Here is a 24,483-nt window from a genome sequence, read left to right on the forward strand (position 1 = left end):
TCAACATCGACGGTTCCGGCAATCACCGCTGCCTTCCCACCCGGCCTGCCGGTAGCGTTACCGCCATGACTTCCGATCTCCCCAACGGGCCCGCCACGGCCCCCGTCGCACCGCGGATCGCGAGCACGCGCAGCCATCACGGCGACGACGTCATCGACGAATATGCCTGGCTGGAGACGAAGGACGACCCGGCGGTCACCGCGTACCTGGAGGCCGAGAACGCCTGGACCGAACGTGCCACCGCACACCTGAGCGGGCTGCGCGAGACGCTGTTCGGCGAGATCAAGGGCCGCACCCAGGAGACCGACCTGTCGGTGCCGGTCCGCAAGGGCGCCTACTGGTACTACGCGCGCACCGAGGCCGGCAAGCAGTACGGCATCCAGTGCCGCCGCCCGGTCGCGGCCGGCGAGACCGCGCCACCGACCCCGGCCGACGGCACCGCGCCGGCCGACGAGGAGATCCTGCTCGACGGCAACGAACTGGCCGCCGGGCACGACTTCTTCGCGCTGGGCACGCTCGACGTGAGCCCCGACGGGCGACTGCTGGCCTTCTCCACCGACTACACCGGCGAGGAGCGCTTCGCGCTCCAGATCAAGGATCTGAGCACCGGCGCGATCCTGCCCGACCGGATCGAGGGCGTCTTCTACGGCAGCGCCTGGTCGATCGACGGTTCGCAGCTGTTCTACCTGACCGTGGACGACGCCTGGCGCCCGCACCGGGTGTGGCGGCACGCGGTCGGCTCGACCGGCGACGACACGCTGGTGCTGGAGGAGGCGGACGAGCGCTTCTGGATCGGCGTCGAGCTGACCCGCTCGCAGCGTTTCATCCAGCTCGACATTCACAGCAAGATCACCAGCGAGGTCTGGCTGATCCCGGCCGACCAGCCCACCGCGGCCCCGACCGTGGTCACGCCGCGCGTCCAGGGCCTGGAGTACTCGGTCGAACCGCAGGGCGACCGCCTGCTGATCCTGCACAACCGCGACGCCGCCGACTTCAGCCTCGCCCAGGCCCCGGTGTCCGACCCGGCCGACTGGCAGGAGCTGATCGGCCACACCCAGGGCGTACGCCTGGAGGGCGTGGACGCCTTCGCCGACATGTACGTGGTGTCGCTGCGCCGCGAGGGCCTCACCGGCCTGCGGCTGTTCCCGACCGCGGGCGAGCCGACCTCGAAGCCGCGGGACATCACCTTCCCGGAGCCGCTCTACACGGTCGGGCTGTCGGGCAACCCCGACTACCAGACCGACCAGCTGCGCCTGACCTACACCTCGATGGTGACCCCGGACTCGGTCTTCGACTACGTGGTCGCCACCGGCGAGCTGCTGCTGCGCAAGCGCAAGCCGGTGCTGCCCGGCCCGGACGGCGAGCCGTTCGACCCGGCCCGCTACGAACAGCACCGGGTGTGGGCGACCGCCGACGACAACACCGGCGTGCCGATCTCGCTGGTCTGCAAGGTGGGCACGCCGACCGACGGCTCGGCGCCGCTGGTGCTCTACGGCTACGGCTCGTACGAGTCGAGCATGGACCCGTGGTTCTCCATCCCCCGGCTGTCGCTGCTCGACCGGGGCGTGGTCTTCGCGGTCGCGCACGTGCGCGGCGGCGGCGAGCTGGGCCGGCACTGGTACGACGACGGCAAGCTGCTGGCCAAGCGCAACACGTTCACCGACTTCGTCGCGTGCGCCCGGCACCTGGCCAAGAGCGGCTGGACCAGCCCCGACCGCATCATCGCGCGCGGCGGCTCGGCCGGCGGCCTGCTGATGGGCGCGATCGCCAACATCGCGCCGGAGGCGTTCGCGGGCATCGTGGCGCAGGTGCCGTTCGTCGACCCGCTGTCGTCGATCCTCGACCCGTCGCTGCCGCTGACCGTCACCGAGTGGGAGGAGTGGGGCAACCCGCTGGAGTCCCCGGAGGTGTACGCGTACATGAAGGCCTACTCGCCGTACGAGAACGTCGCCGACCTGGACTACCCGGCGATCCTCGCGGTGACCAGCCTGAACGACACGCGCGTGCGGTACAGCGAGCCGGCCAAGTGGGTCGCGGCGCTGCGGCACACCGCCCCGCGTGGCGAATACCTGCTCAAAACCGAGATGGGCGCCGGCCATGGCGGCCCCTCGGGACGCTACGACGCCTGGAAGGAAGAGGCGTTCGTCGCGGCCTGGATCCTGGACCGGGTCGGCCTGGCGAGCTGACCGGCGTCCGCCCGGCAGCGGCGGCGTTGCGCTCCGGCGCAGCGCCGCCGTTTCCGTTTCACACCATTTGCGATGTGATGGGCATATTAGACAGTTGTTGATTGTTCATCCGATTTCGATCGAGCGTGACGCGGCCATGTACCCTCCCGTGCACCCTGTCGCCATCGGACGGTGCAGGCTTTCCTCAGCCGTGTCGTTGCCGTCGGCCCAACCACAACGAAGGCCCATCGATCCTGGATGGACGGCAGGGGCGTGCGCATTCAGCTTGCCCTTTTGTCCTATGAAAACATGTTTACAATGAACTTTGACATACCGACCAATGTGTCTGGTTCGGCCACGGCAGCGATATATGGGGACACTTACCCTCACGCATGCCGCAGACATCGACGGCCGTCGACTTAACCGTAACCCGGGCCATAGACGGCGGTGTTTCGCGGGGGAGAAAAGGGGCGTCCCCCGCGACATCGTCGCGAAGGACGCCCCTTCGGCGAATCGCCGGAACGGCGGATCACCGGATCGATCGGTCGCCGATCAGGAGAGCGGCGGGTAGGCGTTGGCCATCAGCTCGGCGAACTGGGCCGAGAACCACGCGCCCGAGATCGGGGCGTTGGCCAGGGCACCGGTCAGGTTGTTGCCGTTGAGGCCGTTACCCGTGTAGGTCGGGTCGCACATCCGGTCGAAGCCCTTGCCCTCGTTGTTCGGGATGAGCGACGACGAACCGTCGGACTCGCCCGGGGGCTTCACCCACACGTAGGCGTCGATGCCGGTCGCCGGGTTGGCCCGGGGACGCTCGCCCATGCCCGCGCCGGACTGGTTGCACCAGTTGCCGGCGTGGATGCGGCGGTCGATACGCGACTGGTTGACGAACGTGTCGACCACGGTCGAGGTGCTCGCCGCCGTCGGCCGCGCCGAACCGCCCCAGCCGTTGCGGGACGTGTCGATCAGCATGCCGATGTTCGAGGGGAAGCCCTCGGACACCAGCCGGGTCCGGAAAGCCTGCGCGAACGACTGCTCGTCGACGTACTGGTTCCAGTCCACCCACTTGCTCTGCCGGATCGAGGTGCCGTTCACCGAGGTGCCGATGGTGAAGTACGGCTCCACCAGGGTCGAGTAGTTGGCGGTGTTCGCGATGAAGCCGTGCACCTTGTCCACGGTGCTGCCCTCGGCGGTCGCCGCCTCCTTGAACTTCAGCGCGGACGGGCCGAAGTTGGTGTCCCAGCCGATCCAGCCGTGGTGCGCGGCGTCGATGTAGTTGTAGACGTTCGAGATCGCGCCCAGCTTGTTCAGCGCGTACCCGATGCCCTTGACGTAGCCGCCGTTGTTGTTCATGGTCTGGCACTTGGCGATGTTCAGGTTCGTCACCAGGTTCGGCAGCGAGTCGATCTCGATGATCGCCACGATGCGCAGCGCCGCGTACTTCGACTGACCCATGATCGCCGCGATCGGGTCGATGTACTCCGACTTGTACCGCGGCAGCTCGTCCACGCCCAGCTCGCCGTTGCTGGCGAGGGCGGCGCAGTCACGGCCGGGCAGGTTGTAGATCACGAACTGGACGGTCAGCGGGCCGCTGCCGGCGTTGTACTGCGCCAGTGCCGCGTCCAGGTGGTCGGCCAGGCCCATCGAGCCGTTCGAGCTGCTGCCCGACGTGCCCGCGATCGCCGCGATCCGGTCCAGCCACACGGCGGTCGACGTGTTCGACACCCGGCTGCCGCCGGACACCGACTCCGCCTTCGCCTTCCACTCCGGGTTCACGTAGCCGCGAGCCCCCGAGTACGGGTTGTCGACCTTCACACCGGGCACGGTCGGGCTGGAGCTCGGGCTCGCCGGCGCACTCGGCGACGCGCTCGGGCTGGCCGGCGCACTCGGGCTGGCGCTCGGGCTGGCCGGGGTGCTCGGCGACGCGCTCGGGCTGGCCGGGGTGCTGGGGCTCGCGGTCGGGGTGACCCCGCCGACGGTGCACGCGACGTTGTTCAGGGTGAACGCGGTCGGCTTCGGGTTGCTGCCGGTCCACCGGCCGTTGAAGCCGAGGCTGGTCGACGCGCCGGTGCCGAGGGCGCCGTTCCAGGGCAGGTTGGTCGCGGTGACGTTGGCGCCCGAAGCGGTCCAGTTCGCCGACCAGCCCTGGGTGAACGTCTGCCCGCCCGGGAAGGCGAACTTCAGGGTCCAACTGGTGATCGCGTCACCGGTGTTCTTGACGACCACGGTGCCGGTGAAGCCGCCGGTGCCGGCGCCCTCGGTCCAGTCGTTCGTGGTGTACGTGATGTCGCAGCCGGGAGCGGCGTGCGCCATGGTCGCGGGAATCGTGATGAGGCCGGCGACCACGAGGGTGCTCGCGCCGGTCAGCGCAACGAGCTTGCGCCGTCCGGACAGCCGGATCGGGAATTTCATACCATCTCCTTGGGCGGTGACCGTGCCCGGTCAGGGCACGGTGTCGACCCGCGGCCACGGCCGGAGGGGATGGCCGCGCAGAGGGTCGCAGGTGGTACGTACGCCCGGCCCGGCGGGCGCGACATGATCGACCGGATCGCTCCGGTGGTACCTCCGCCGTCCCGGTGACCCGGGTGCCCTCGGCGGCAAGATCGCGTGGGCACGCTCCCATATGCGAACGGGCCCCATGTTTGCACAGTCGTAACGTGCACACAACACCCGATGTCGATTTGCCTGGCAAACGGCGGTCACGCTCGGTGTTCCCGCGATATCAACGGGCGCAGGGCTTTCCAGAACCGTCGCCGACGTCTACGATCCTGATTGGAAGCGCTCCCAACATCAGCCCGGCTGAGCATCCGGCGAACCCTGTCGGGACCGCACCGGAGCCACGGCGTGCCGACCGCCGCGGGCCCGGCGCCGGGACATTTCTCCGGCGCGGACCAGCAGCCCGGTCGACCCCTACCTGCGCGACGCCGCCGGCCGGCGGAGCATCGCGCCGATCAGCTGGCTGTACTGTCCTGCGATCAAGGGCCACGTCGTGGCCAGGCCCGTCGCCGCGTTGTGCGCCACCATCGCGTCGCGCAGCTCCGGCTCGGTCAGGATGCGGCTCACCGCCTCCGCCATCGCCGACGGATCGGCATGCGGCACCACCCGGCCCGCGCGCCCGTCGCCCAGCATCTCCAGCGCGTGCGGGAAGGCCGTGGCGACTACCGGTCGCCGCGCCGCGATGCTCTCGGCGAGCACCGCCGACGCGGCACGGTCTTCGTGGTCGCGCGGCAGCAGGATCACGTCCGCGGACTCGACCAACGCGCGCAGCGGCTCACCCGCGAGGTGGCCGATCGCGAACTCGACCCGGTCGGCCACACCGAGTTTCGAGGCCAGCCGGGTCAGCGACAGCCGGTACGCGGCGCCGTCGGCCGGGCTCAGCGCCGGGTCCAGCGGGCCGGCCACGACATATCGGGGGCGCACCTCGTTCATCAGCGCCAGCGCCGCCATACCGAGCTCGATCCCGGTCTTCGGACCGAGGCGGCCCCAGGTCAGGATCGTGGATCGCGCCGCCGGGACAGCCGGTTGCGCTGCGGCGGCGGTGCCGTGGCGGATCACCATCAGCTTTCGCGGCTCCACCCGGTAGTCGTCCAGCAGGACGCGCCGGCCCGTCTCCGACAGGGCCACGACCGCGTCGGCCGAGGAGGTGAGCATCTCCACGATGAAGCGCTGCTGCGGGTTCGGCTCCAGATGCACGTCGTGCATGACCACGATCACCGGCACGGTGACCCACTGCAGGACGTCGAGCACCTGGCCGCCCTCGTCGCCCCCGTAGGCGTCCCGGGCGAAGTGGATGATCGCCGCGTCGTAGCCGTTCATGACCACGGCCGCCGTCCGTGCGGCCTCCGCCGCGCCGGACACGCGGTGCACGACCTCGGCGCGGTCGTCGGGCTCGGCGCCGTCCCCGGTACGCAGGACGTCCACCGTCAGGTCTGGACTCTCGGCGCACAGCGCCGCGCGCAGCGTGTCGGTGTACGTGGACACACCCGGCTGGTCCGGGCGGTAGGCGCCGATCATGCAGACCCGGGTGACGGTCGACGCGGCTATCCTCGTCGAACGCGGTGCGAACAAGCTGGCCAAGCGGCGATCGGGGGCGGCGGGTCCCTGATAGGCGGGAGTCCGGGTGGCAGCCTTGCTGGGGGACATGCTCGCATCTCCGATGCATCAGTCAGCGGGTGCGGAACATGCCCGCTCCGCCGCCTGCTCGGTGGCGGACGATCCGGTGTCGGCTCGGCGCACCGATCGGAAACGGAACGCGGCCGGCTGTCTCGCCGGCCGACCTGTCCTTGCCCCTGCCGGGACCGGTTCGCCTGCCGTCTCGAACGGGACGTGCGCCACCGGCGTGAATGACAGTCTACCCGATGAATAGTGACTAAGTTGATTATGGAATCCGCGAAGCCGGCAGGAGAAGGCCGACCCCGCCGGTCGACGTCGGGCACGTCCGTGTCCCGGCCGCGCTACGCCGAGTCGGGACCTATACCCCACGACCCGAAGCGGACGATCCGGTAGCCTGAGCGGTCGAGGGCTGCTAGCTCAATGGCAGAGCTGCGGACTTTTAATCCGTAGGTTCAGGGTTCGAGTCCCTGGCGGCCCACCAACGCCCACGTCAAAGGCCCTCCCGGAGCACCGGAGAGGGCCTTTTGATCTTCGCCCGGTGCCGGGCGGACGTCAGAAGGCGTACGCCGTCACGTCGGCGACGACCACGGTCACGTTGTCGGGTGCGCCCGCCGCGAGCGCCAGCTTGATCAGGCGCTCGGCGATGGCCTCCGCGTCGGTGTACCCGCCCAGCACCTCGGCCAGCGCCTCGTCGGTGACGATGTCGGACAGGCCGTCGCTGCACAACAGCAGCCGGTCCCCGATCTCCAGGGTCAGCGTCGTGACGGTCGGGGTGAACTCGCGACCCTGCACCGCCTGCGTGATGATCGAGCGGTGCGGGTGGTGCCGCACCTCCTCCGGGGCGAGCAGGCCGCGCTCGACCATCGCCTGGACCAGCGTGTCGTCCACGGTCAGCTGGCGCAGCCTGCCGCCGCGCACCAGGTAGGCCCGGGAGTCGCCGACGTGCAGCAGCGTCGCGTTGTCGGGGCCGAGCAGCACGGCGGTCAGCGTCGTGCCCATCCCGTCGATCGCGGGTTCGGCCTCGATGGCCGCACGGATCCGGCGGTTGGCCACCGCGAGCTCCGCCAGCAGTACGTCCGCCCCGTGCCTGGTGCCGTCCTGCTCCAGCGGCGACAGGGTCTCGATGACGATCCGGCTGGCCACCTCGCCCGACGGGGAGCCGCCGACGCCGTCGGCCACCGCCACGAAACGCCTGCCCGCGAATGCCGAGTCCTCGTTGTTCTCACGGACGAGTCCGGCATCGGTGCGGGCGACGGCGTGCAGGCTCAGGGTCATGGTGCATAGCCTGCCTACTGAGACGCGGTTTGTCTTTAAGCAGTAGTACTTATCCCTGCCGGCCGTCGGCCGCCGGGTCCTCCCGGCAACCCGAGCGATGCCCCGCATATCCGGTCTGAGCTGCTTCTTTCTCGGACGACAGCCGTCGGCCGGCGGTCTGAACCGGCTCGGTTCTGTCCGGGGACGGCGACCACGGCGTGTCTGCGCATACCGGTCCGGCATACGCGGACACCGCTCGCCGACCGGGATCGGGATGTCCGAGCCGCCCCGGTGGCGAGGGCATGCAGGTCAGCAGGAGTGCCCGTGACGTTGGTACGTATGGTGAACCGATGACGCCGGTGCCGATGGTCGGACGCGCGGCCGAGCTGGCGGAGCTCGTCCGGCGGTGGTCGCACGTCCGCCAGGGCGGCCCCGCACCGGCTGCCGTGGTGTCGATCACAGGCGCGGCCGGCATCGGCAAGTCGCGCCTGATCGCGAGCGCGCTCGCGGCGTTCGACCCGGCCCCGGACGCGGTGCTGTACGGCGTGGCGCGGCTGCATACGCCGGCCCCGTACGACTGGCTGGCGGCCGTGCTCAGCGGCCGGGACACCCGCGATCTGCCGGTGCCCGCCGACGGCCTGGCCTGGCTGGCGCAGGACCCGCATGCGCCGAGCGAGCGGTATGCGCCCGGCGCGCTGCTGCGGCTCGCGGTGCGTACCGTGCGGGCGCTGGTCGGCACGGGCCCCGCGGTGCTGGTGGTGGAGGATCTGCACGCGCTGGACCCGGCCAGCCTCAATCTGGTCGGCGAGCTGGCCGCCGCGCCCGATCTGCCGGTGCTGATCCTGGTGACCAGCCGCCCACCGGACGCGGCGGACTCGCCGGAGCTGGTTGCCCGGACGCTCGCCCGGCTGTCAGGCGCGCGCGGGGCGATCCGCCAGCACCTGGGCCCGTTGGGACCGGCCGACGTGGCGGAGATCGTCACTCAGGTGCACGGCGTGATCCCCGAGCACCTGGCCGGGGCGGTCTGCGAGCGGACCGGCGGCAACCCGTACTGGCTGGTCGAACTGCTCGCGACGACGGCCGGGCGAGGGCCGCAGGCGCTGCTCGACGAGCCGATGCCGGGCCACCTGCGGCCGGCCTCCGCACCGGAGGCGGCCGAACTGACCGCGCGCGAGCAGGAGGTGCTCAGTTGCCTGGCGGCCGGCATGTCCAACAAGCAGATGGCCCGGACCCTGGACATCTCCATCCGGACGGTCGCGGTGCACGTGTCCAACCTGCTGCGCAAGACGGGCTCGGCCTCGCGGACCGAGGCGGCGCTGTGGGCGGTGCGCCGGGGGTGACGCACCCGGCGGAGACTCCGGCCGCCTTGCGCGATTTGCACCATTCTCTTCGCTAAGCTGACACGCGCCCGTGCCGTCTAGCCAGGGGGACCAGTGCAGCTCACGTTCATCCGCAAGACAGTGCTGTCCGGGGACACCAACTGCCCGTCGCTGTACCGCACCGACCGGGACACGTTCGTGGTCCAGGGGTGGCGGGTCACCGACCCGGAGGCCCTGCGCCAGCTGGACATCCCGGCGCACGAGACCGTCGTCGAGGTCCCCTCCGACGTGCTCGCCGAGATCGCCCGCACCCTCTAGACGTTAAGAAGGGCACCTTCTACAACGCATAGCGTTGTGAAGGTGCCCTTCCTTCGGGTCAGTCTTCGAGTTCTTCGACGAGGTCGGCGTCGGAGCGGCGGCTGCGGCGACGGCGGCGGAGCGACGGCATCGCCATCACGAAGCCGACCTCGCGGCGGCGGCGGTAGTAGTGGCGGCGGCGCGGGCCGGCGATGGCGTACACGATCGACGTGACGACGCCGAAGACGACGTAGACGCCGAGGATGACGATGCCCCCGGCCTCCTTGATGCCGAAGACGGAACCGTCGCCGAACAGCGGCAGGATCAGCATCGCCAGGACCAGCCAGGTGATCATGCCCCAGACCAGGCCGACACCGACCGCGGGGATGATCTGGCCGCGGATGAACTTGCCGACGAACGCGCCGAACAGGCCGCCGGCCGCGCCCGCGACCATCAGCACCATGACCCATGCGGTCGAGGCCTCGACCTCGCCGACGAGCTGGGCGTACGGCTTGATGTGACCGGTGATCTGCAGCGCGAGGGCCAGGAACAGGCCGCCGGCGACACCGCCGACCACGCCGGCGCCGGTACGGCTGACCAGGTTCACCTGGGGGGTGTATTCACTCATGATCGAGCTCCGGAGAGGTTGAGGGATCGCGGGCAGACCTTACAACGGCCGGGCAAGCCGCACCTAACCATTGTCTCCTATGTGATCTAAGCGCGGCGGGTCCGCACGCACCCGCCGACCGGGCACATCGGACACTAGTTCGTTGGCACATTAAACTATTGACATGCCTGTGACGGCCGTGTGAACCTCTCCACGGGACCGGTGCGCGCAACCGAGGGCAGTCCCGCGCCACGCATTCGCACGTTCTGTCGCCGTTGCCGGCACAGGCGGTGCGGCGGTGAACACTGCCCGGGCCCGCCCCCGCTACCTGTGCGCCAGCGGCACCGTCCCCCACTGGAGTGCCACAGATGCAACCCCGTGCCCGAAGAACCCGTACCCTCGCCGGCACCCTCGCCGCCACGCTGACGGCCGGTGCGCTGGCGGTCGTCACCCAGCTGGCCGGGGGCACCCCGGCCGCAGCGGCCGCGTCCGAGCCGTACACCTGGAAGAACGTCCGCATCGACGGTGGCGGGTTCGTGCCCGGCATCGTCTTCAACCCGACCGAGCAGAACCTGATCTACGCCCGCACCGACATCGGCGGCGCCTACCGCTGGAACCAGTCCACGAGCAGCTGGATCCCCCTGCTCGACTTCGCGGGCTGGGACCACTGGAACTACAACGGCGTGCTCAGCATCGCCACCGACCCGGTGCAGACCAGCAAGGTGTACGCCGCGGTCGGCATGTACCTCAACAGCTGGGACCCGAACAACGGCGCCATCCTGCGCTCCTCCGACAAGGGCGCCACCTGGGCCGCCACCGCACTGCCGTTCAAGGTCGGCGGCAACATGCCCGGCCGCGGCATGGGCGAGCGGCTCGCGATCGACCCGAACCGCAACAGCACCCTCTACTTCGGCGCGGAGGCCGGCAACGGCCTGTGGCGCAGCACCGACTCGGGCGTGACCTGGGCGAAGGTCACCAACTTCCCGAACGCCGGCAACTACGTGCAGGACCCGGCCGACACCAACAACTACCTGAACTTCAGCCAGGGCATCGGCTGGGTCACGTTCGACAAGTCCACCGGCACCGCCGGCAACACCACGCAGACCATCTACGTCGGTGTCGCGGACCTGCAGAACACCGTGTACCGCAGCCTCAACGGCGGCACCAGCTGGGAGCGCGTCGCGGGCCAGCCCACCGGCTACCTGGCGCACCAGGGTGAGATCGCCGGCGGCTACCTGTACATCACCACCAGCGACAAGGGCGGCCCGTACGACGGCGGCCACGGCGACGTGTGGAAGATGCAGCTGTCCACCGGCACCTGGACCCAGATCAGCCCGGTCCCGTCCAGCGACACCAGCAACAACTACTTCGGGTACTCCGGCCTGTCGGTCGACAGGCAGAACCCGAACACGCTGATGGTCACCGGCTACAGCTCCTGGTATCCGGACACGTTCATCTGGCGCAGCACCGACGGCGGCGCGACCTGGCGGCAGTTCTACGACTACGCCTGGCCGAACCGGACCAACCGGTACACCCTGAACATCTCCGGTGTGCCGTGGCTGGACTTCAACGAGCAGAAGTCGGCCCCCGAGCAGTCGCCGAAACTGGGCTGGATGACCGAGGCGCTGGAGATCGACCCGTTCAACGCCAACCGCATGCTGTTCGGCACCGGCGCGACGATCTACGGCACCACCAACCTCACCGCCCTGGACACCGGCGGCACGGTGGCGCTGAGCCCGTTCATCAAGGGCCTGGAGGAGACCGCGGTGCTGGACCTGATCAGCCCGCCGACCGGGACCTCGCCGCTGATCTCCGGCGTCGGCGACATCGGCGGCTTCCGGCACACCAGCCTCGACGTGGTCCCGGACATGTTCGACATGCCGTACTTCGGCAGCACGAACAGCCTCGACTACGCCGAGCTGAACCCGAGCTACGTGGTCCGGGTCGGCAAGGGCGCGCGCACGGCCAACGGGCAGACCAACATCGGCGTCTCCAGCGACGGCGGCGCGAACTGGTGGTCCGGCAGCTCGCCGAGCGGCGCGCAGGGCGGCACCGTCGCGCTGAACGCCAACGGCACCCGCGTGGTGTGGAGCACCGAGGCCAACGGCGTCTTCTACGCCACCAGCTTCGGCGGCGGCTTCAGCCAGGCCAGCGGCGCGCCCGCCACGGCCAAGGTCGAGTCGGACCGGGTCAACCCGAACAAGTTCTACGCCCTCTACAACGGCACGTTCTACGTGAGCACGAACGGCGGGCAGAGCTTCACCAGCACCGCCACCGGGCTGGGCGCGACCGGCAACTTCAAGGCGATGCCGGGCGTCGAGGGTGAGATCTGGCTGGCCGGGGAGACCGGCGTCTACCGGTCGACGAACTCCGGCACGTCGTTCACCAAGTTCGCCGCATCGGCCAGCGGGGTCGGCATCGGCTTCGGCAAGGCGGCGCCGGGCCGCACCAACATGGCGGTCTACACCATGGCCACCATCGACGGCGTACGCGGCGTCTACCGCTCCAACGACGTCGGCGCGACCTGGGTCCGCATCAACGACGCGCAGCACCAGTACGGCAACGCCGGTGACGCCATCACCGGTGACCCCCGCACCTACGGCCGCGTCTACCTGGGCACCAACGGCCGCGGCATCATCTACGGCGACGCCACGGTGACGCCGTCGAGCCCGCCGCCGAGCCCGTCGGCGTCGACCTCCGCGTCGCCGTCGGCCTCGCCGTCCGCGTCGGCCTCGCCCAGCGCATCGGCGTCGCCGTCTCCGTCGGCCTCGCCCAGCCCGTCCTCGCCGGGCGGCAAGGCGTGCACGGCGACCTACCGGGTCGTCAACTCGTGGCCCGGCGGGTTCACCGGCGAGCTGAAGGTGACCAGCACCGGCACGGTCGCCACGACCGGCTGGCGGGTCAACTTCACCTTCACCGCCGGACAGGTGATCTCGCAGATGTGGGGCGGCATCAGGACCCAGACCGGGTCCGCGGTGCAGGCCGTCAACGAGGGCTACAACGGCGCGCTCGCGCCCACCACCAGCACGACAGCGGGCTTCAACGCCTCCTGGAACAACAGCTCCAACCCGATCCCGTCGCCGGTGACCTGCACCGCGCTGTGATCGCCCACTGAGAACCGAGGCGTCCCTCCCCGGCGGGAGGGGCGCCTCACTCGTGCGCAGAGAGGAAGCAGATGAACGAGGCACGGATCTCCCGCCGCGGCCTGCTGGGAGCAGCGGGAGCCGTCGGCGCCGCCGCCGGAGCCGGTCTGCTCGGCGTGCCCGCGCTCGCCGGCGAGAAGGGCTACCGCTGGGACAACGTCGAGATCGTCGGGGGTGGCTTCGTCCCCGGGATCGTGTTCAACCAGTCCGAACCCGGCCTGGTGTACGCCCGCACCGACATCGGCGGGGCATACCGCTGGCAGCCGTCCACCGGCCGATGGGTGCCACTGCTGGACTGGGTGGGCTGGGAGAAGTGGGGCTGGTCGGGGGTGGCCAGCCTGGCCACCGACGCCCGCGACCCGGACCGGGTCTACGCCGCCGTCGGGACGTACACCAACGACTGGGATCCGAACAACGGGGCGATCCTGCGCTCGCGCGACCGGGGCCGCTCCTGGAAGGTCACCGAGCTGCCGTTCAAACTGGGCGGCAACATGCCGGGCCGGGGCATGGGCGAGCGCCTGGCGATCGACCCGAACCGCAACGAGGTCCTCTACCTGGGCGCGCCGAGCGGCCACGGGCTGTGGCGCAGCACCGACCACGGCGAGCGCTGGGCGCAGGTCAGCGCGTTCCCGAACCCGGGCACCTACCGGGCCGACCCGAACGACACCAGCGGCTACTCGAACGACCTGCAGGGCGTGGTCTGGGTGGTGTTCGACCCGCGCACCGGCGGCCGGCGGCGGCGCACGCAGACGATCTACGTCGGTGTGGCCGACAAGGAGAACCCGCTCTACCGGTCCGCCGACGGCGGGGCGACCTGGGCCGCGGTGCCGGGCGCGCCGACCGGGCACGTGCCGCACAAGGGCGTGCTCGACCACGTGGGCGGATTCCTCTACCTGGCCACCAGTGACACCGGCGGCCCGTACGACGGCGGCTCGGGCAAGGTCTGGAAGCTGGACACCGCCACGGACACCTGGACCGACATCACGCCGGAGAACGGCGGCTGGGGCTACTCCGGCCTGACGATCGACCGGCAGCGGCCGGGCACGCTGCTGGTGGCCACCCAGATCGCCTGGTGGCCGGACGTGGTGTTCTTCCGTACCACCGATGGCGGCGCGACCTGGACCCGGTCCTGGGACTGGGGCGCCTGGCCGAACCGGGTCAAGCGCTACGACCTCGACATCACCGACGCCCCTTGGCTGACCTGGAACGCGACCCCGGCACTGCCGGAGGAGGCACCGAAGCTCGGCTGGATGACGGAGTCCCTGGAGATCGACCCGTTCGACTCCGACCGGCTGCTCTACGGCACCGGGGCGACGATCTACGCGGCGGACAACCTCACCGACTGGGACACCGGCGGCACGGTGCACATCGAGGTGCGGGCCCGGGGCCTGGAGGAGACGGCGGTGCTCGACCTGGTCAGCCCGCCGGTGGGCGCACACCTGATCTCGGCCGTCGGGGACGTGGGCGGCTTCGTGCACCACGACTTCGCCCACCCCGGGCTGATGTTCGCCAACCCGACCCACGGCAGCACCACCGGGCTGGACTTCGCCGCACTCGCGCCGCAGACGGTGGTGCGGGTGGGCAACCCGACGGGCGGGGAGCGCTTCGGCATCTCGTACGACGGCGGCGCGACCTGGTCACCCGCGGTGTCGCAACCGGACGGGATCTCCGGCGGCGGCCGGGTCGCGGTGAACGCCGACGGCACGCACGTGCTCTGGTCGCCCGACGGCGCGGCGGTGCACCACTCCGCCGACGGCGGTGCGACCTGGACGCCCAGCTCCGGCGTGCCGGCCGGGGCGCGGGTCGAGTCCGACCGGGTCGACCCGGCCCGGATGTACGCCTTCGCCGCCGGGACTCTCCACGTCAGCACCGACGGCGGGGCCACCTTCACGGCCGCGGCGACCGGCCTGCCGGCCGAGGGCGACGTGCGCTTCCAGGCGGTGCCCGGGGTCGCCGGGGACGTATGGCTGGCGGGCGGCAAGACCGGCGGGGTGTACGGGATGTGGCGCTCCACCGACGGCGGCAGCACGTTCACGCAGCTGGCGGGCGTGGACGAGGCCGACAACGTGGGCTTCGGAAAGGCGGCTCCGAGGCGCTCCTATCCGGCGGTCTACAGCAGCGCCAAGGTGCGCGGGGTCCGCGGGATCTTCCGCTCGGACGACGGCGGCCGCCACTGGACGCGGCTGAACGACGACCGCCACCAGTGGGCGTGGACCGGGGCGGTCGTCATCGGCGACCCGAGGGTCTACGGCCGTGTCTACGTCGGCACCAACGGCCGCGGCATCATCGTCGGCGAACCACGCTGACCTGCATGAATACCCGCCACCGCGTCCGGATCGCCGGTCGGTGCGACCGGTATCGCATCGATCCGGGTGCGGTGGCGGGGTTTTGCCGACTTGTCAGATATCGGGCAAACGGCACACATCGCCAGCTGTTTGGCGTGTCAGTCCGGCCGAACGTGCCACCATGATTTCGTGCGAACCGTAATGGGGCCGACAAATCATGTGATTGTCGTCGGCGCAGGGCTGGGCGGACTCTCCTGCGCGCTGCACCTCGCCGGGGCAGGCCGCGAAGTGACCGTGATCGAACGCTCCGGCAACCCCGGCGGCCAGGTCGGGGTGCTGGAACTCGACGGGCACCGGTTCGACACCGGCCCCACGATGATCACCGCACCGGACCTGCTGGCCGAGCCGCTGGCGGCGGTGGGGGAACACCTGCACGACTGGATCGAGCTGATCCGGCTCGACCCGGCGTACCGCGCCCACTTCCCCGACGGCACCACGCTGGACGTGCATGCCGACACGGACAAGATGGTGGCGGCCATCGCGAAGCTGTGCGGCGGCAAGGAGGCCGCGGGCTACCTGCGCTTCCTGCGCTGGGCCCGGCGGCTGCAGCAGTTCGAGCGGCGCGACCCGGCGGGCCACTGGCGCACCCTGGCCACCGAGGGGGCGCGGCGGCGGCTCACCGACTTCTTCGCCGACCCGCGTACGCAGCGGCTGTTCTCCTTCCGCAACCTGTTCACCGGCCGCGACCACCAGGCGGCGTCCTACCTGGACACCGTCACCGAGGTCTGGTATCCGCGCGGCGGTATGAACGCGGTGCCCCGGGCCCTGGCCGCGGCGGCCGAGAAGCACGGCGTGAACTTCCGCTACCACACCCACGTGACCTCGGTGGAGACCCGCGCGGGACGGGCCGTGGCGGTGCACACCGCCGACGGCGAGCGCCTCACCGCCGACACCATCGTGCTCAACCCCGACCTGCCCGCGGCGTACAGCCTGCTGCCCGGCATGCCACCGGCCCGGCTGCGCCGGCTGACCCCGTCGCCGTCGTGCGTGGTGCTGCACCTGGGCACCCGCGACGACCGCGGCGGATACCAGCGCATCGCCCACCACAACCTGCACTTCGGCCGCTCCTGGCGGCAGACCTTCGACGAGGTGGTCAACCGCGGCGAGCTGATGAGCGACCCGTCGATCCTGGTCACCAACCCGAGCCGGACCGACCCGACGGCCGCCCCCGCGGGCCGCCAGACCTACCAGGTGGTCGCGCCCGTGCCGAACCTGCGGACCGCGCCGGTGCGCTGGGACGGGCCGGTCGGCCGCCGCTACGCCGGGGAGCTGATGGCCACCCTGGAGGCCCGGGGCTATCTCGACCTCGGCGGCAACCTGGCCCTGTCCTATGTGGTGACGCCCGACGACTGGGCCCGCCAGGGCATGGCCCACGGCACGCCGTTCGCCAGCGCACACACGCTGCGTCAGAGCGGCCCGCTGCGACCGGGTAACCTTCATCCAACCCTGAGTAACGTCGTCTTCACAGGGTCCGGCACCCGTCCCGGCGTCGGCGTACCGATGGTGCTGATCTCGGGCCGGGCGGCGGCACGTCGAGTGGTCGGAGCACGGGCATGAGGTCTCGCGAAGAAGATCTGGTCGAGCTGGTCGACGAGAACGGCGCGCCCTGCGGCAAGGCCACCGTCGCCCACGCGCACACCACCCCCGGCATCCGGCACCGCGCCTTCTCCGTGCACCTGCTCGACCCGCAGGGCCGACTGCTGCTGCAGCAGCGGGCCGCCGTGAAGACCCGCTTCGCGCTGCGCTGGGCCAATGCGGCCTGCGGCCACCCCGGCCCGGGCGAGGACCTGGTCACCGCCGCGTCCCGCCGCCTGGCCGAGGAGATCGGCGTGCGCGGCGTCACCCTCACCGAGATCGGGGTGTACGCCTACCGCGCCGTCGACCCCTCGACCGACCGGGTCGAGGACGAGTACGACCACGTACTGCTCGGCATCCTCGGCCCCGGCTCGGAGCCCCCGCGCCCCGACCCGGCCGAGGTCGCCGCGCTGCGCTGGGTCCACCCCGCCGACCTGCTCGGCTGGCTGGACGAGCGGCCCGACGACTTCGCCCCCTGGCTGGCCGGGGTCACCGCGGTGGCGGTACCCGCGCTCGGTGAGGTGTCCTGAACCGGGCCCGCCGCCCCATTTCGCCACGGGCCTGACTGTGGCACCCTGAGGTCTCCACGGGGGTGGACCGACCTGGGGGAGCGGCGATGAAGCTGCGGCGCGCCCACGGCCTCGTCGCCGTGGTGACCGGTTTCACACTCTTGCTGGCAGCGGGCTGCGGCGGCCGAACACCCACGGCCATGCCGTCGGCGTCCCCCTCAGCCTCGCCTTCGCCTTCACCCTCGCCGAGTCCGTCGCCGAGCGCCAGCCCGAGCCCGTCGACCAGCCCCGCGCCGAGCAAGTCGCCGACCCCGCGGCCCACCACCGAGAAGTCGTACGTCCTGCAGCGCACCAGCGGCTCGTCCGGCGTCGCGCTGACCTTCGACGACGGGCCGCACCCCACCTGGACTCCGCGGGTGCTCGAGGTGCTGCGCGCCAGGGGCGTCAAGGCGACCTTCTGCCTGGTCGGCACCCAGGTCAAGGCACATCCCGCGCTGGTCCGGCAGATCGTCGCCGAAGGCCACACCCTGTGCAACCACAGCTGGAACCACGAGTTCAAGCTCGGCACCTGGTCCGCAGAGAAGATCAGCTCGAACATGCGGGCGACCAACTACGCGATCAACGCCGCCGCGCCCGGCGCCCCGATCCGCTACTTCCGGCACCCGGGCGGAAACTGGACGGCGGCTGCCGTACGCATCGCCCGCAGCCTGGGCATGAGCCCACTGCACTGGACCGTCGACCCGCAGGACTGGCGCCGCCCCGCCGCCTCCACCATCTCCAGCCGGGTCGTCAAGGGCACCCGGGCCGGGGGCGTGGTGCTGCTCCACGACGCCGGCGGAGACCGCACGCAGACCCTGGCCGCACTGCCCGGCATCATCTCCGGCCTGCGCGCGAAGTACCACCTGATCCGCCTGCCCGACACGTTCTGACCCCGATTTGGCGGAACGGTTGCTGGTCACATATGCTTTCCGAGCCTCCGGCGGGGCCGGATGGGAGCAACAGCCACCATCACAGGCAGCTGCAAGCTTTATCGCAGCCGTGTGCGATGATGGTTCGGCCGCCCTCATCGTCTAGCGGCCTAGGACGCCGCCCTTTCAAGGCGGTAGCACGGGTTCGAATCCCGTTGGGGGCACGAACCGGGACCTGATAAGGTCTCCGGGAGCAAGAAGAGCAAGTGCAAGTGCAAGGTCCTGTGGAGCAGTTGGAGTGCTCGCCGCCCTGTCAAGGCGGAGGTCGCGGGTTCAAGTCCCGTCAGGACCGCCAATGTTCGGCCACCCCCTGGGTGGTTTCGGCCAGGTAGCTCAGTTGGTACGAGCGTCCGACTGAAAATCGGAAGGTCGGCGGTTCGACCCCGCCCCTGGCCACCAAAGCTCTTCGCCGGGCTTTGTAGCCCCGACCTGCGCCTGAGCAATCAGGCTGCGGCTCGGGGCTTTTTCGTATCCGGGCACCGACAGCCACGAACGAGTGAGCGTGATGCACCGCACTCGTCCCTCGATCCGACGGTGGCTAAGCGCCCCTGGCCTGGTCGGTACCGGCAAATCCGTGGCGACGCGGTCCCGGCCACTTTAGGGTCGTCGCATGGCTGAACTCGTCGCCCCGACCGTCCTGCTGCACCGCGCCTGGCTCGACGCGCGCGACGAGTGGGGGCGCGATGTGGTGCAGCACGGCAGCGGGCTGCACCACGCGAAGGACGTGGACAGCCCCGAAGGGTTCGCCGACTGGGTGCGGCTGCTCGACACGTCGTCGGACGAGTCCGTCCCCATGGCGGACGGGCTGGTGCACGCCACGTACTGGTGGATCGTCGAGAACGGCCGGGTCCTCGGCTCGATCACGCTGCGGCACCGGCTGACCGAGTCCCTGCTGCACGCGGGCGGGCACATCGGCTACTCGGTACGCCCTTCGGCACGCGGGCGCGGCCTGGCCGCCAAGGCCGTGGCCGGGGTGCTGGCGCACGCCCGCGAGTTGGGACTACCCCGGGTCCTCATCACCTGCGACGACGCCAACCCCGCCTCGGCCCGCACCATCGAGCGCAACAGCGGCGTCCTGGAGGACATCCGCGACACCGACCTCGGCCGGACCCGCCGCTACTGGATCGAACTGACGTAGCCGGTCCGGGCGGAGATCGCCGTCTCGGGTCAGAAAACGGGGTCCGACCTGACGATCTGACCTCAAACAGCGATCTTGACCCGGTGCAGCGGTCAGGATTCGCGGCGGCGTTTGGTGGCTACGGTGGAGCCGGCCAGCATGAGCAGGCACTGGGGGAGCTGCCCGTCGGCCAGCGCGGCCCCGATGAGGGCCTCGCCGGTGGGCTCGTCCCGGTTGACGTAGGCGCTGACGAAGCGGGCCACCCAGCGGGTGTCGTACGCCGCCTCGTCAATGCCGGGGAAGTCGAGCGCCCAGGCGCCCGCCCGGACGCCGTCGCCGGCCAGTTCGCCGGCCAGGCACCAGGCGACGTTGTAGGCGCCCGAACTGCCGTCGCGTTTCACCACCTCGTCGAGGGTGCCTGCCACCGCTCTGCCGTCCCCGGCGAGTGCCTGGTCAAGCACGAGAGCGGCGTCCTCGAAGGAGTGGTCTGGATCGACGGTCACGGTGGGAGCCTAACGGGCGGCGGCAACCGTACCGGAGCACTCGCCACCCATCGGACGTATTGGCCCCTCCCCCAAACCAGGGAACAGCGCTAAGGTGCCCGTTGGACCATCGCCATGGAGGCACCCTCATGCGTTTTTCGCGAGCTGTCATCGCCGCTGCCTGCGTCTCGCTGCTCAGCCTGTCCGCCTGCAGCTCAACGCCGGACGATTCCCAGGACCCGGCGTACCAGGGGGCGTACCTCTACGGCACCGACGGCAACATGGCGAACGAGTTCGGCGCGGCCTTCAAGGAGCAGCCCGGCCTGCTCAACGGCATGAAGGGCACGCTGCCGCTGACCGAGCTGGACGAGTCGTTCCTGCAGCGGCTCAAATCGATCAAACCCGGCCTGAAGGACCTGCTGTACGCCGGCGAGGCGTACGACGCGGTCGCGATCAGCGCGCTGGCCGCCCAGCAGGCCGGCAGCACCGAGCCCGCGAAGATTGCCAAGTTCATCAACGCGGTGACCGTGGGCGGCAACATCTGCCGCAGCATCAAGCAGTGCCTCGCCCTGGCCGAGGACGGCAAGCCGATCTCCTACCGAGGCGTGACCGTGCGGTACGGCTTCGCCGAGGTCGGCGAGCCCGCGACCACCAGCTACGGCACCATGCACTTCGACTCCGGCAACCAGCTCGACAACGGCAAGACCGAGTACCTCGGCACCGGCAACGAGCGGAACGTGACCGCGCAGAAGCCGCCGACGCCGGTGAAGAACGGCACCACCGACAAGCAGCTGATCTTCGGCGGCCTGCTGCCGAAGACCGGCTCGCTGGCCTACACCACGCCGCCGATGGAGGCGGGCGCCCTGCTCGCGGTCGCGGAGGTCAACGCCGCGGGCGGCGTGCTCGGCAAGCCCGTGAAGTGGATCGACGGCGACGACGGCACGTCGCCGGTGAAGGCCAAGGCCACCATCGAGAGCCACCACGCGGCCGGGGTCCAGGTGCTGATCGGCCCGGGTGCCTCCGGTATCGCGCTCGCCACGCTGCCGGAATCGATCAAGTACGGCATGGTCATGTTCTCGCCCTGCAACACCTCGGCCGACCTGACCGGCTACGAGGACAAGGGCCTGTACTTCCGCACCGCCCCCTCGGACGTGCTGCAGGCGCGGGCACTGGCCGACGTGATGCTGCGCGACGGCCTGCAGAAGGTCGCGATCGTCACGCACAGCGACAACTACGGCAAGAAGCTCGCCGAGGGTGTCACCAAGGAACTGGTCAAGGCCGGCGTCAGCGAGGTCGACGTGCAGACGTACGTCTACGAGATCACCGACGGCGGCGAGGTCAAGGACGAGGCCGAGCTCTCGAAGATCGCCAACCAGGTCATCCCGACGAGGCCCGACGGGGTGCTCGTCATCGGCTATGCCGAGTCTGCCGGCGCGATCAAGGCGCTCGCCGCGGCCGGTGCCAAACTCCGCCACTAACGTGTTGCGGTACGACCCCCGTTAAGGAGAAGTCATGAGCGAGTCCGTGGAGACCCGCGGCGACGACCGCCGCGACCTGATCAAGGGCGACACCGACAACGACGGCCGTACCGACGTGTGGGTGTCCGACACCGACGGCGACGGCAAGGCCGACCTGTTCCAGTTCGACACCGACCACGACGGCGAGGTCGACATCACCCTGGTCGACCTCGACCAGGACGGCACGCCGGAGATCACGGTCGACGGCGACGGCGGCCACGCCCCCAACTGACGCGGCCCGCCGCGTTTTACATTGACGCTGGCCTATCACATCGAAAACGATCGCCGTTTTTTCGATGAGATAGGCCAGCGTCGTTGTTTGGCGGGTTCCGCGCGCCCGCGGGGCGCGACCGTGCGGGGTGGGCGAGGTGCGACCGCGGAGCGTGGTGCGCGCGGTGGGGCGGGGGGGTGGGGCGGTGTGGGGTGGGGCGGGGTGGCAGTCAGGTCGCGCCCATGGTGCGGATGGCCTGCCAGATGAGCAGGAACAGGACGACGGCGAAGAGCGCGCCGAGCACCACCACCCGGGGCACGGCGGGGCGCATCGGCGAGACGACCGCCTCGGGGTGGCCGAGGGCGACCAGGCGCTGCCGCTGGGCCAGCACCTCGTCGCGGCAGTGCACCAGCACCATGTCGCCGGGCGCGATGTGGTCCACCCGGCTCAGCTCCACCGCGAACCGGGCCTGCGCGGTCTGCAGGCCGCGTACGGCACGCTCACCGGCCCGGCCGCAGCGGGCCTTGCCGTAGCGGCGGGCGTCGGCCCGCAGGTGGCCATGGCCCATGATCTGCAGCTCGCCGGGGGTGGCGATCTGCGGATCGTGCAGCCGGGCCAGCTGCGCGACGTAGTAGTGGGCCTCGCGATGCCGGGCCACCCACAGCAGGGCCAGCACCATGGCCAGCGCGGGCAGCCCCTTGCCGAGCATGCCGAGCAGCACTCCGGCGGCCCCGGAGCCGAGGCCGTCGGCGAACAGGGGCGAGTTCCACACGAAGTGGGTGAGCCAGGCCAGCCCGAGACCCAGGCAGAGACCGCCCAGGCGCCACCACATCGGCTTGTCGGTGCGCACCACGAACCAGGCGATGCCCGCGCCGGCGAGCGCGGTGAACAGGGTGTGGCTCCACAGGCCGGCGAGGAAGCCACGCAGGAAGAAGGTGGCCACGACGGGGCCGACGCCGTCGCCCTGGCCGCGCAGCGCGACCGCGTTGACGGCGAAGACGACGTCCTCGACCACCTGGTAGCCCAGCCCGATGAGCGCGCCGTAGACCATGCCGTCGAGCACGCTGTTGATCTGCTTGCGGGCCACCAGCACGATCATCACCACGCCGAGCGCCTTGAGCAGCTCCTCGATGGTCGGCCCGGCGATGGCCGAACCCCAGGTCGCAGCGAAGGCGGGCGAGATCAGCTTGGCGATCAGGTCGTGCGCGGCCTGGGTGCCGGGGATGGCCGCGGTGGTGGCCACCGCGCCGCCCCAGGCGAACGCGGTCGCCATGAGCAGCGGCGGTTCGCGTTCGAGGAAGTCCATGGACGCGATGAACAGCCAGAAGGGCACCGCGTACAGGGCGAACAGGAGCACCGCCGAGGTGGTGGCGACGGGGAACCGGGCCAGGTCGGCACGCAGGATCTCCAGCAGGCGCACCATCCCGGCCAGCATGATGAGGCCGAGCAGCCAGAACGCAGGCAGCTGGAGCGACTTCAGGGCACGCGCCGCGCGGGGAGTCGGGCGTACGGAGAACCGCCAGCGCCGCCCGCCGGAGCGGCCCGCGACCGTCACCGGCCACCGCCGTACCGGATGGAGCTGATCGAGTCGTCGATGCCGGCGAGTTCCCGCTGCAGTTCCAGCTGGGCGCCGCTCACGGTGACCTCGATGGAGCGGCCGTCGGCGAGGAACACGGCGTAGCGGCCGCACCGGCCGGGGGCGGTGTACCCGCCGGACAGGCCGGACAGCCCGCTGGCCGTGTCGACGGCGCCCTCGACGCCGGTGACCTGATAACCCTGCGTCGCCTTGATCTTCGTACGGAGCTTGTCGGCCGCCTCCGCGATCTGCCCCCCGAACGGCTGTACCACGATCGCGTAGCGCACGTCGCCGACCAGGAACAGCACGGCGGCCCGCTCCTCCCCCGGCCGGGTCTTGCTGGCGTCGACCCGGGCTCCGGGCGGCGGCTGGACGCTGACCCCCGCGCCCACCTCGTAGAGCCGCCCGGCCAGGGAGCGGTCGGTCGGCACCGCCCGGTTGATGGCCGGCAGCCCGAAGACGACCAGCAGCAGGGCAGCGAGCACCGCTGCCCCTCCAAGCAGGTTCCGCACCAGCCGATGGGCGACCATGGTCCGACCGTAGCGGTGCATAGAACTTGAATGCTGCTATATCGATCAACCCCGCCCGGCCTTCGGGCTTTGACGGTGCGCGACGACGCCTCCAGGATGAGTGCATGACCGGACGGGTGATCAACCGGCGGGAACAGCACAAACAGCACACCCGCACGGCTCTCGAGGACGCGGCGCTGACGCTGTTCGCGCGGCAGGGCTACGAGCAGACCACGGTGGAGGAGATCGCCGCCGAGGCCGGCGTCTCGGTGCGCACCTTCTTCCGCTACTACTCGTCCAAGCAGCACGTGCTGTTCGGTGACGTCGGCCACGAGCGCGTCGACCAGCTGCGCGGCGCGCTGACCGCCCGCCCGGCCGGGGAAGCGCCGCTGGAGTCCGTACGCGTGGTGCTGGACGAGTCCGACATCACCGACGAGGCCGAGCTCGCCCAGATCCGGTCCCGGCTGCGCCTGCTCAGCGAGCAGCCGTCGCTGCTCAGCACCTACCTGGTGATCAGTGAGGAGCTGCGCGGGCTGGTGAGCTCCTTCGTCGCGGCGCGCTGCGGGGTGCCCGAGACCCATCCCTACCCGCTGCTCGTCGCCGGGGCGGCCCAGACCGCGTGGGACAGCGCGCTCTGGTCCTGGGCCGGCGGGCACAGTCCCGACCTCGCCGGCATGCGCCGTTCGGCGTTCGCGCAGCTCACTGTGGGTATTCGCCCACCGGGGTGAAAGGGGCATACCGCCCTGATGGTCATCACATTCGGGTAACAGCCGCCACAG

General features: G+C 70.6%; 19 protein-coding genes and 4 tRNA genes. 16 read left to right on the top strand and 7 right to left on the bottom strand.

Going from position 1 to position 24,483, the window contains the following annotated elements; translation table 11 throughout:
• Positions 1-65: 65 nt before the first annotated feature.
• Complete coding sequence (locus FLL47_RS25820; RefSeq protein WP_144123157.1) at positions 66-2,186, top strand: S9 family peptidase; 2,121 nt, start codon at positions 66-68, stop codon at positions 2,184-2,186.
• A 531-nt stretch (positions 2,187-2,717) separates the two neighbouring features.
• Here FLL47_RS25820 and FLL47_RS25825 read toward each other — a convergent pair.
• Complete coding sequence (locus tag FLL47_RS25825) at positions 2,718-4,574, bottom strand: glycoside hydrolase family 6 protein (RefSeq protein ID WP_144123158.1); 1,857 nt, start codon at positions 4,572-4,574, stop codon at positions 2,718-2,720.
• A 498-nt stretch (positions 4,575-5,072) separates the two neighbouring features.
• Positions 5,073-6,176, bottom strand: a complete 1,104-nt coding sequence (locus tag FLL47_RS25830; protein WP_144123159.1) for a glycosyltransferase — start codon at positions 6,174-6,176, stop codon at positions 5,073-5,075.
• A 505-nt stretch (positions 6,177-6,681) separates the two neighbouring features.
• Between FLL47_RS25830 and FLL47_RS25835 the strand changes: the two genes are divergently transcribed.
• Positions 6,682-6,756 (top strand) — tRNA-Lys (locus FLL47_RS25835).
• Positions 6,757-6,827: 71 nt separating this feature from the next.
• Here FLL47_RS25835 and FLL47_RS25840 read toward each other — a convergent pair.
• Positions 6,828-7,550, bottom strand: coding sequence for a PP2C family protein-serine/threonine phosphatase (locus tag FLL47_RS25840; RefSeq protein ID WP_144123160.1), 723 nt, complete (start codon positions 7,548-7,550; stop codon positions 6,828-6,830).
• 329 nt (positions 7,551-7,879) lie between these two features.
• On the opposite strand from FLL47_RS25840, the gene FLL47_RS25845 reads away from it, so the two are divergent.
• Both FLL47_RS25845 and FLL47_RS25850 read left to right on the top strand, forming a co-directional pair.
• Complete coding sequence (locus FLL47_RS25845; protein ID WP_144123161.1) at positions 7,880-8,869, top strand: LuxR C-terminal-related transcriptional regulator; 990 nt, start codon at positions 7,880-7,882, stop codon at positions 8,867-8,869.
• Positions 8,870-8,962: 93 nt separating this feature from the next.
• Complete coding sequence (locus FLL47_RS25850) at positions 8,963-9,166, top strand: hypothetical protein (RefSeq protein WP_144123162.1); 204 nt, start codon at positions 8,963-8,965, stop codon at positions 9,164-9,166.
• A gap of 58 nt (positions 9,167-9,224) precedes the next feature.
• Here FLL47_RS25850 and FLL47_RS25855 read toward each other — a convergent pair whose 3' ends face one another.
• Positions 9,225-9,773 (bottom strand): hypothetical protein, encoded by a 549-nt coding sequence (locus FLL47_RS25855; protein ID WP_144123163.1) that lies wholly within the window; start codon positions 9,771-9,773, stop codon positions 9,225-9,227.
• 347 nt (positions 9,774-10,120) lie between these two features.
• Here FLL47_RS25855 and FLL47_RS25860 point away from each other — a divergent pair, with 347 nt between their 5' ends.
• The 9 genes from FLL47_RS25860 (at position 10,121) to FLL47_RS25900 (ending at position 19,430) form a co-directional block, all read left to right on the top strand.
• On the top strand, positions 10,121-12,856 hold the full coding sequence (locus FLL47_RS25860; RefSeq protein ID WP_144123164.1) for a cellulose binding domain-containing protein: 2,736 nt from the start codon (positions 10,121-10,123) through the stop codon (positions 12,854-12,856).
• Between the two features lie 71 nt (positions 12,857-12,927).
• A complete protein-coding gene (locus FLL47_RS25865; RefSeq protein ID WP_144123165.1) occupies positions 12,928-15,201 on the top strand; it encodes a WD40/YVTN/BNR-like repeat-containing protein in 2,274 nt (757 codons plus the stop codon).
• 168 nt (positions 15,202-15,369) lie between these two features.
• On the top strand, positions 15,370-16,797 hold the full coding sequence (gene crtI / locus FLL47_RS25870; protein ID WP_186315910.1) for a phytoene desaturase family protein: 1,428 nt from the start codon (positions 15,370-15,372) through the stop codon (positions 16,795-16,797).
• Positions 16,794-17,345 (top strand): isopentenyl-diphosphate Delta-isomerase, encoded by a 552-nt coding sequence (idi, locus tag FLL47_RS25875; RefSeq protein WP_144123166.1) that lies wholly within the window; start codon positions 16,794-16,796, stop codon positions 17,343-17,345. Before crtI ends, idi begins: the two co-directional genes overlap by 4 nt.
• Positions 17,346-17,431: 86 nt before the next feature.
• Positions 17,432-18,253 carry a polysaccharide deacetylase family protein gene (locus FLL47_RS25880; protein WP_144123167.1) on the top strand — a complete coding sequence of 274 codons (822 nt, stop codon included), beginning with the start codon at positions 17,432-17,434 and terminating at the stop codon, positions 18,251-18,253.
• Positions 18,254-18,383: 130 nt separating this feature from the next.
• A tRNA-Glu gene (locus FLL47_RS25885) sits at positions 18,384-18,456 on the top strand.
• 54 nt (positions 18,457-18,510) lie between these two features.
• Positions 18,511-18,587, top strand: a tRNA-Asp gene (locus FLL47_RS25890).
• 27 nt (positions 18,588-18,614) lie between these two features.
• Positions 18,615-18,691 (top strand) — tRNA-Phe (locus FLL47_RS25895).
• 211 nt (positions 18,692-18,902) lie between these two features.
• A complete protein-coding gene (locus tag FLL47_RS25900; RefSeq protein ID WP_144123168.1) occupies positions 18,903-19,430 on the top strand; it encodes a GNAT family N-acetyltransferase in 528 nt (175 codons plus the stop codon).
• Between the two features lie 92 nt (positions 19,431-19,522).
• On the opposite strand, the gene FLL47_RS25905 is transcribed toward FLL47_RS25900, so the two are convergent.
• On the bottom strand, positions 19,523-19,912 hold the full coding sequence (locus FLL47_RS25905; protein ID WP_144123169.1) for a hypothetical protein: 390 nt from the start codon (positions 19,910-19,912) through the stop codon (positions 19,523-19,525).
• 128 nt (positions 19,913-20,040) lie between these two features.
• Between FLL47_RS25905 and FLL47_RS25910 the strand changes: the two genes are divergently transcribed.
• Together FLL47_RS25910 and FLL47_RS25915 are read left to right on the top strand one after the other, a co-directional pair.
• Entirely contained in the window at positions 20,041-21,369 is a 1,329-nt protein-coding gene (locus tag FLL47_RS25910; RefSeq protein ID WP_144123170.1) for an ABC transporter substrate-binding protein, read from the top strand.
• A gap of 34 nt (positions 21,370-21,403) precedes the next feature.
• Entirely contained in the window at positions 21,404-21,640 is a 237-nt protein-coding gene (locus tag FLL47_RS25915; RefSeq protein WP_144123171.1) for a hypothetical protein, read from the top strand.
• A gap of 208 nt (positions 21,641-21,848) precedes the next feature.
• Here the strand turns inward: FLL47_RS25915 and FLL47_RS25920 are convergent, their stop codons facing one another.
• Both FLL47_RS25920 and FLL47_RS25925 read right to left on the bottom strand, forming a co-directional pair.
• A complete protein-coding gene (locus tag FLL47_RS25920; RefSeq protein ID WP_246158595.1) occupies positions 21,849-23,174 on the bottom strand; it encodes a PrsW family intramembrane metalloprotease in 1,326 nt (441 codons plus the stop codon).
• Entirely contained in the window at positions 23,171-23,725 is a 555-nt protein-coding gene (locus FLL47_RS25925; protein WP_144123172.1) for a hypothetical protein, read from the bottom strand. The genes FLL47_RS25920 and FLL47_RS25925 overlap by 4 nt, the downstream gene beginning before the upstream one ends.
• Positions 23,726-23,829: 104 nt before the next feature.
• On the opposite strand from FLL47_RS25925, the gene FLL47_RS25930 reads away from it, so the two are divergent.
• Entirely contained in the window at positions 23,830-24,432 is a 603-nt protein-coding gene (locus FLL47_RS25930; RefSeq protein WP_144123173.1) for a TetR family transcriptional regulator, read from the top strand.
• The last annotated feature ends 51 nt before the right edge of the window (positions 24,433-24,483 follow it).

This window comes from Catellatospora sichuanensis (genome assembly GCF_007483665.1).
Lineage (GTDB): Bacteria > Actinomycetota > Actinomycetes > Mycobacteriales > Micromonosporaceae > Catellatospora > Catellatospora sichuanensis.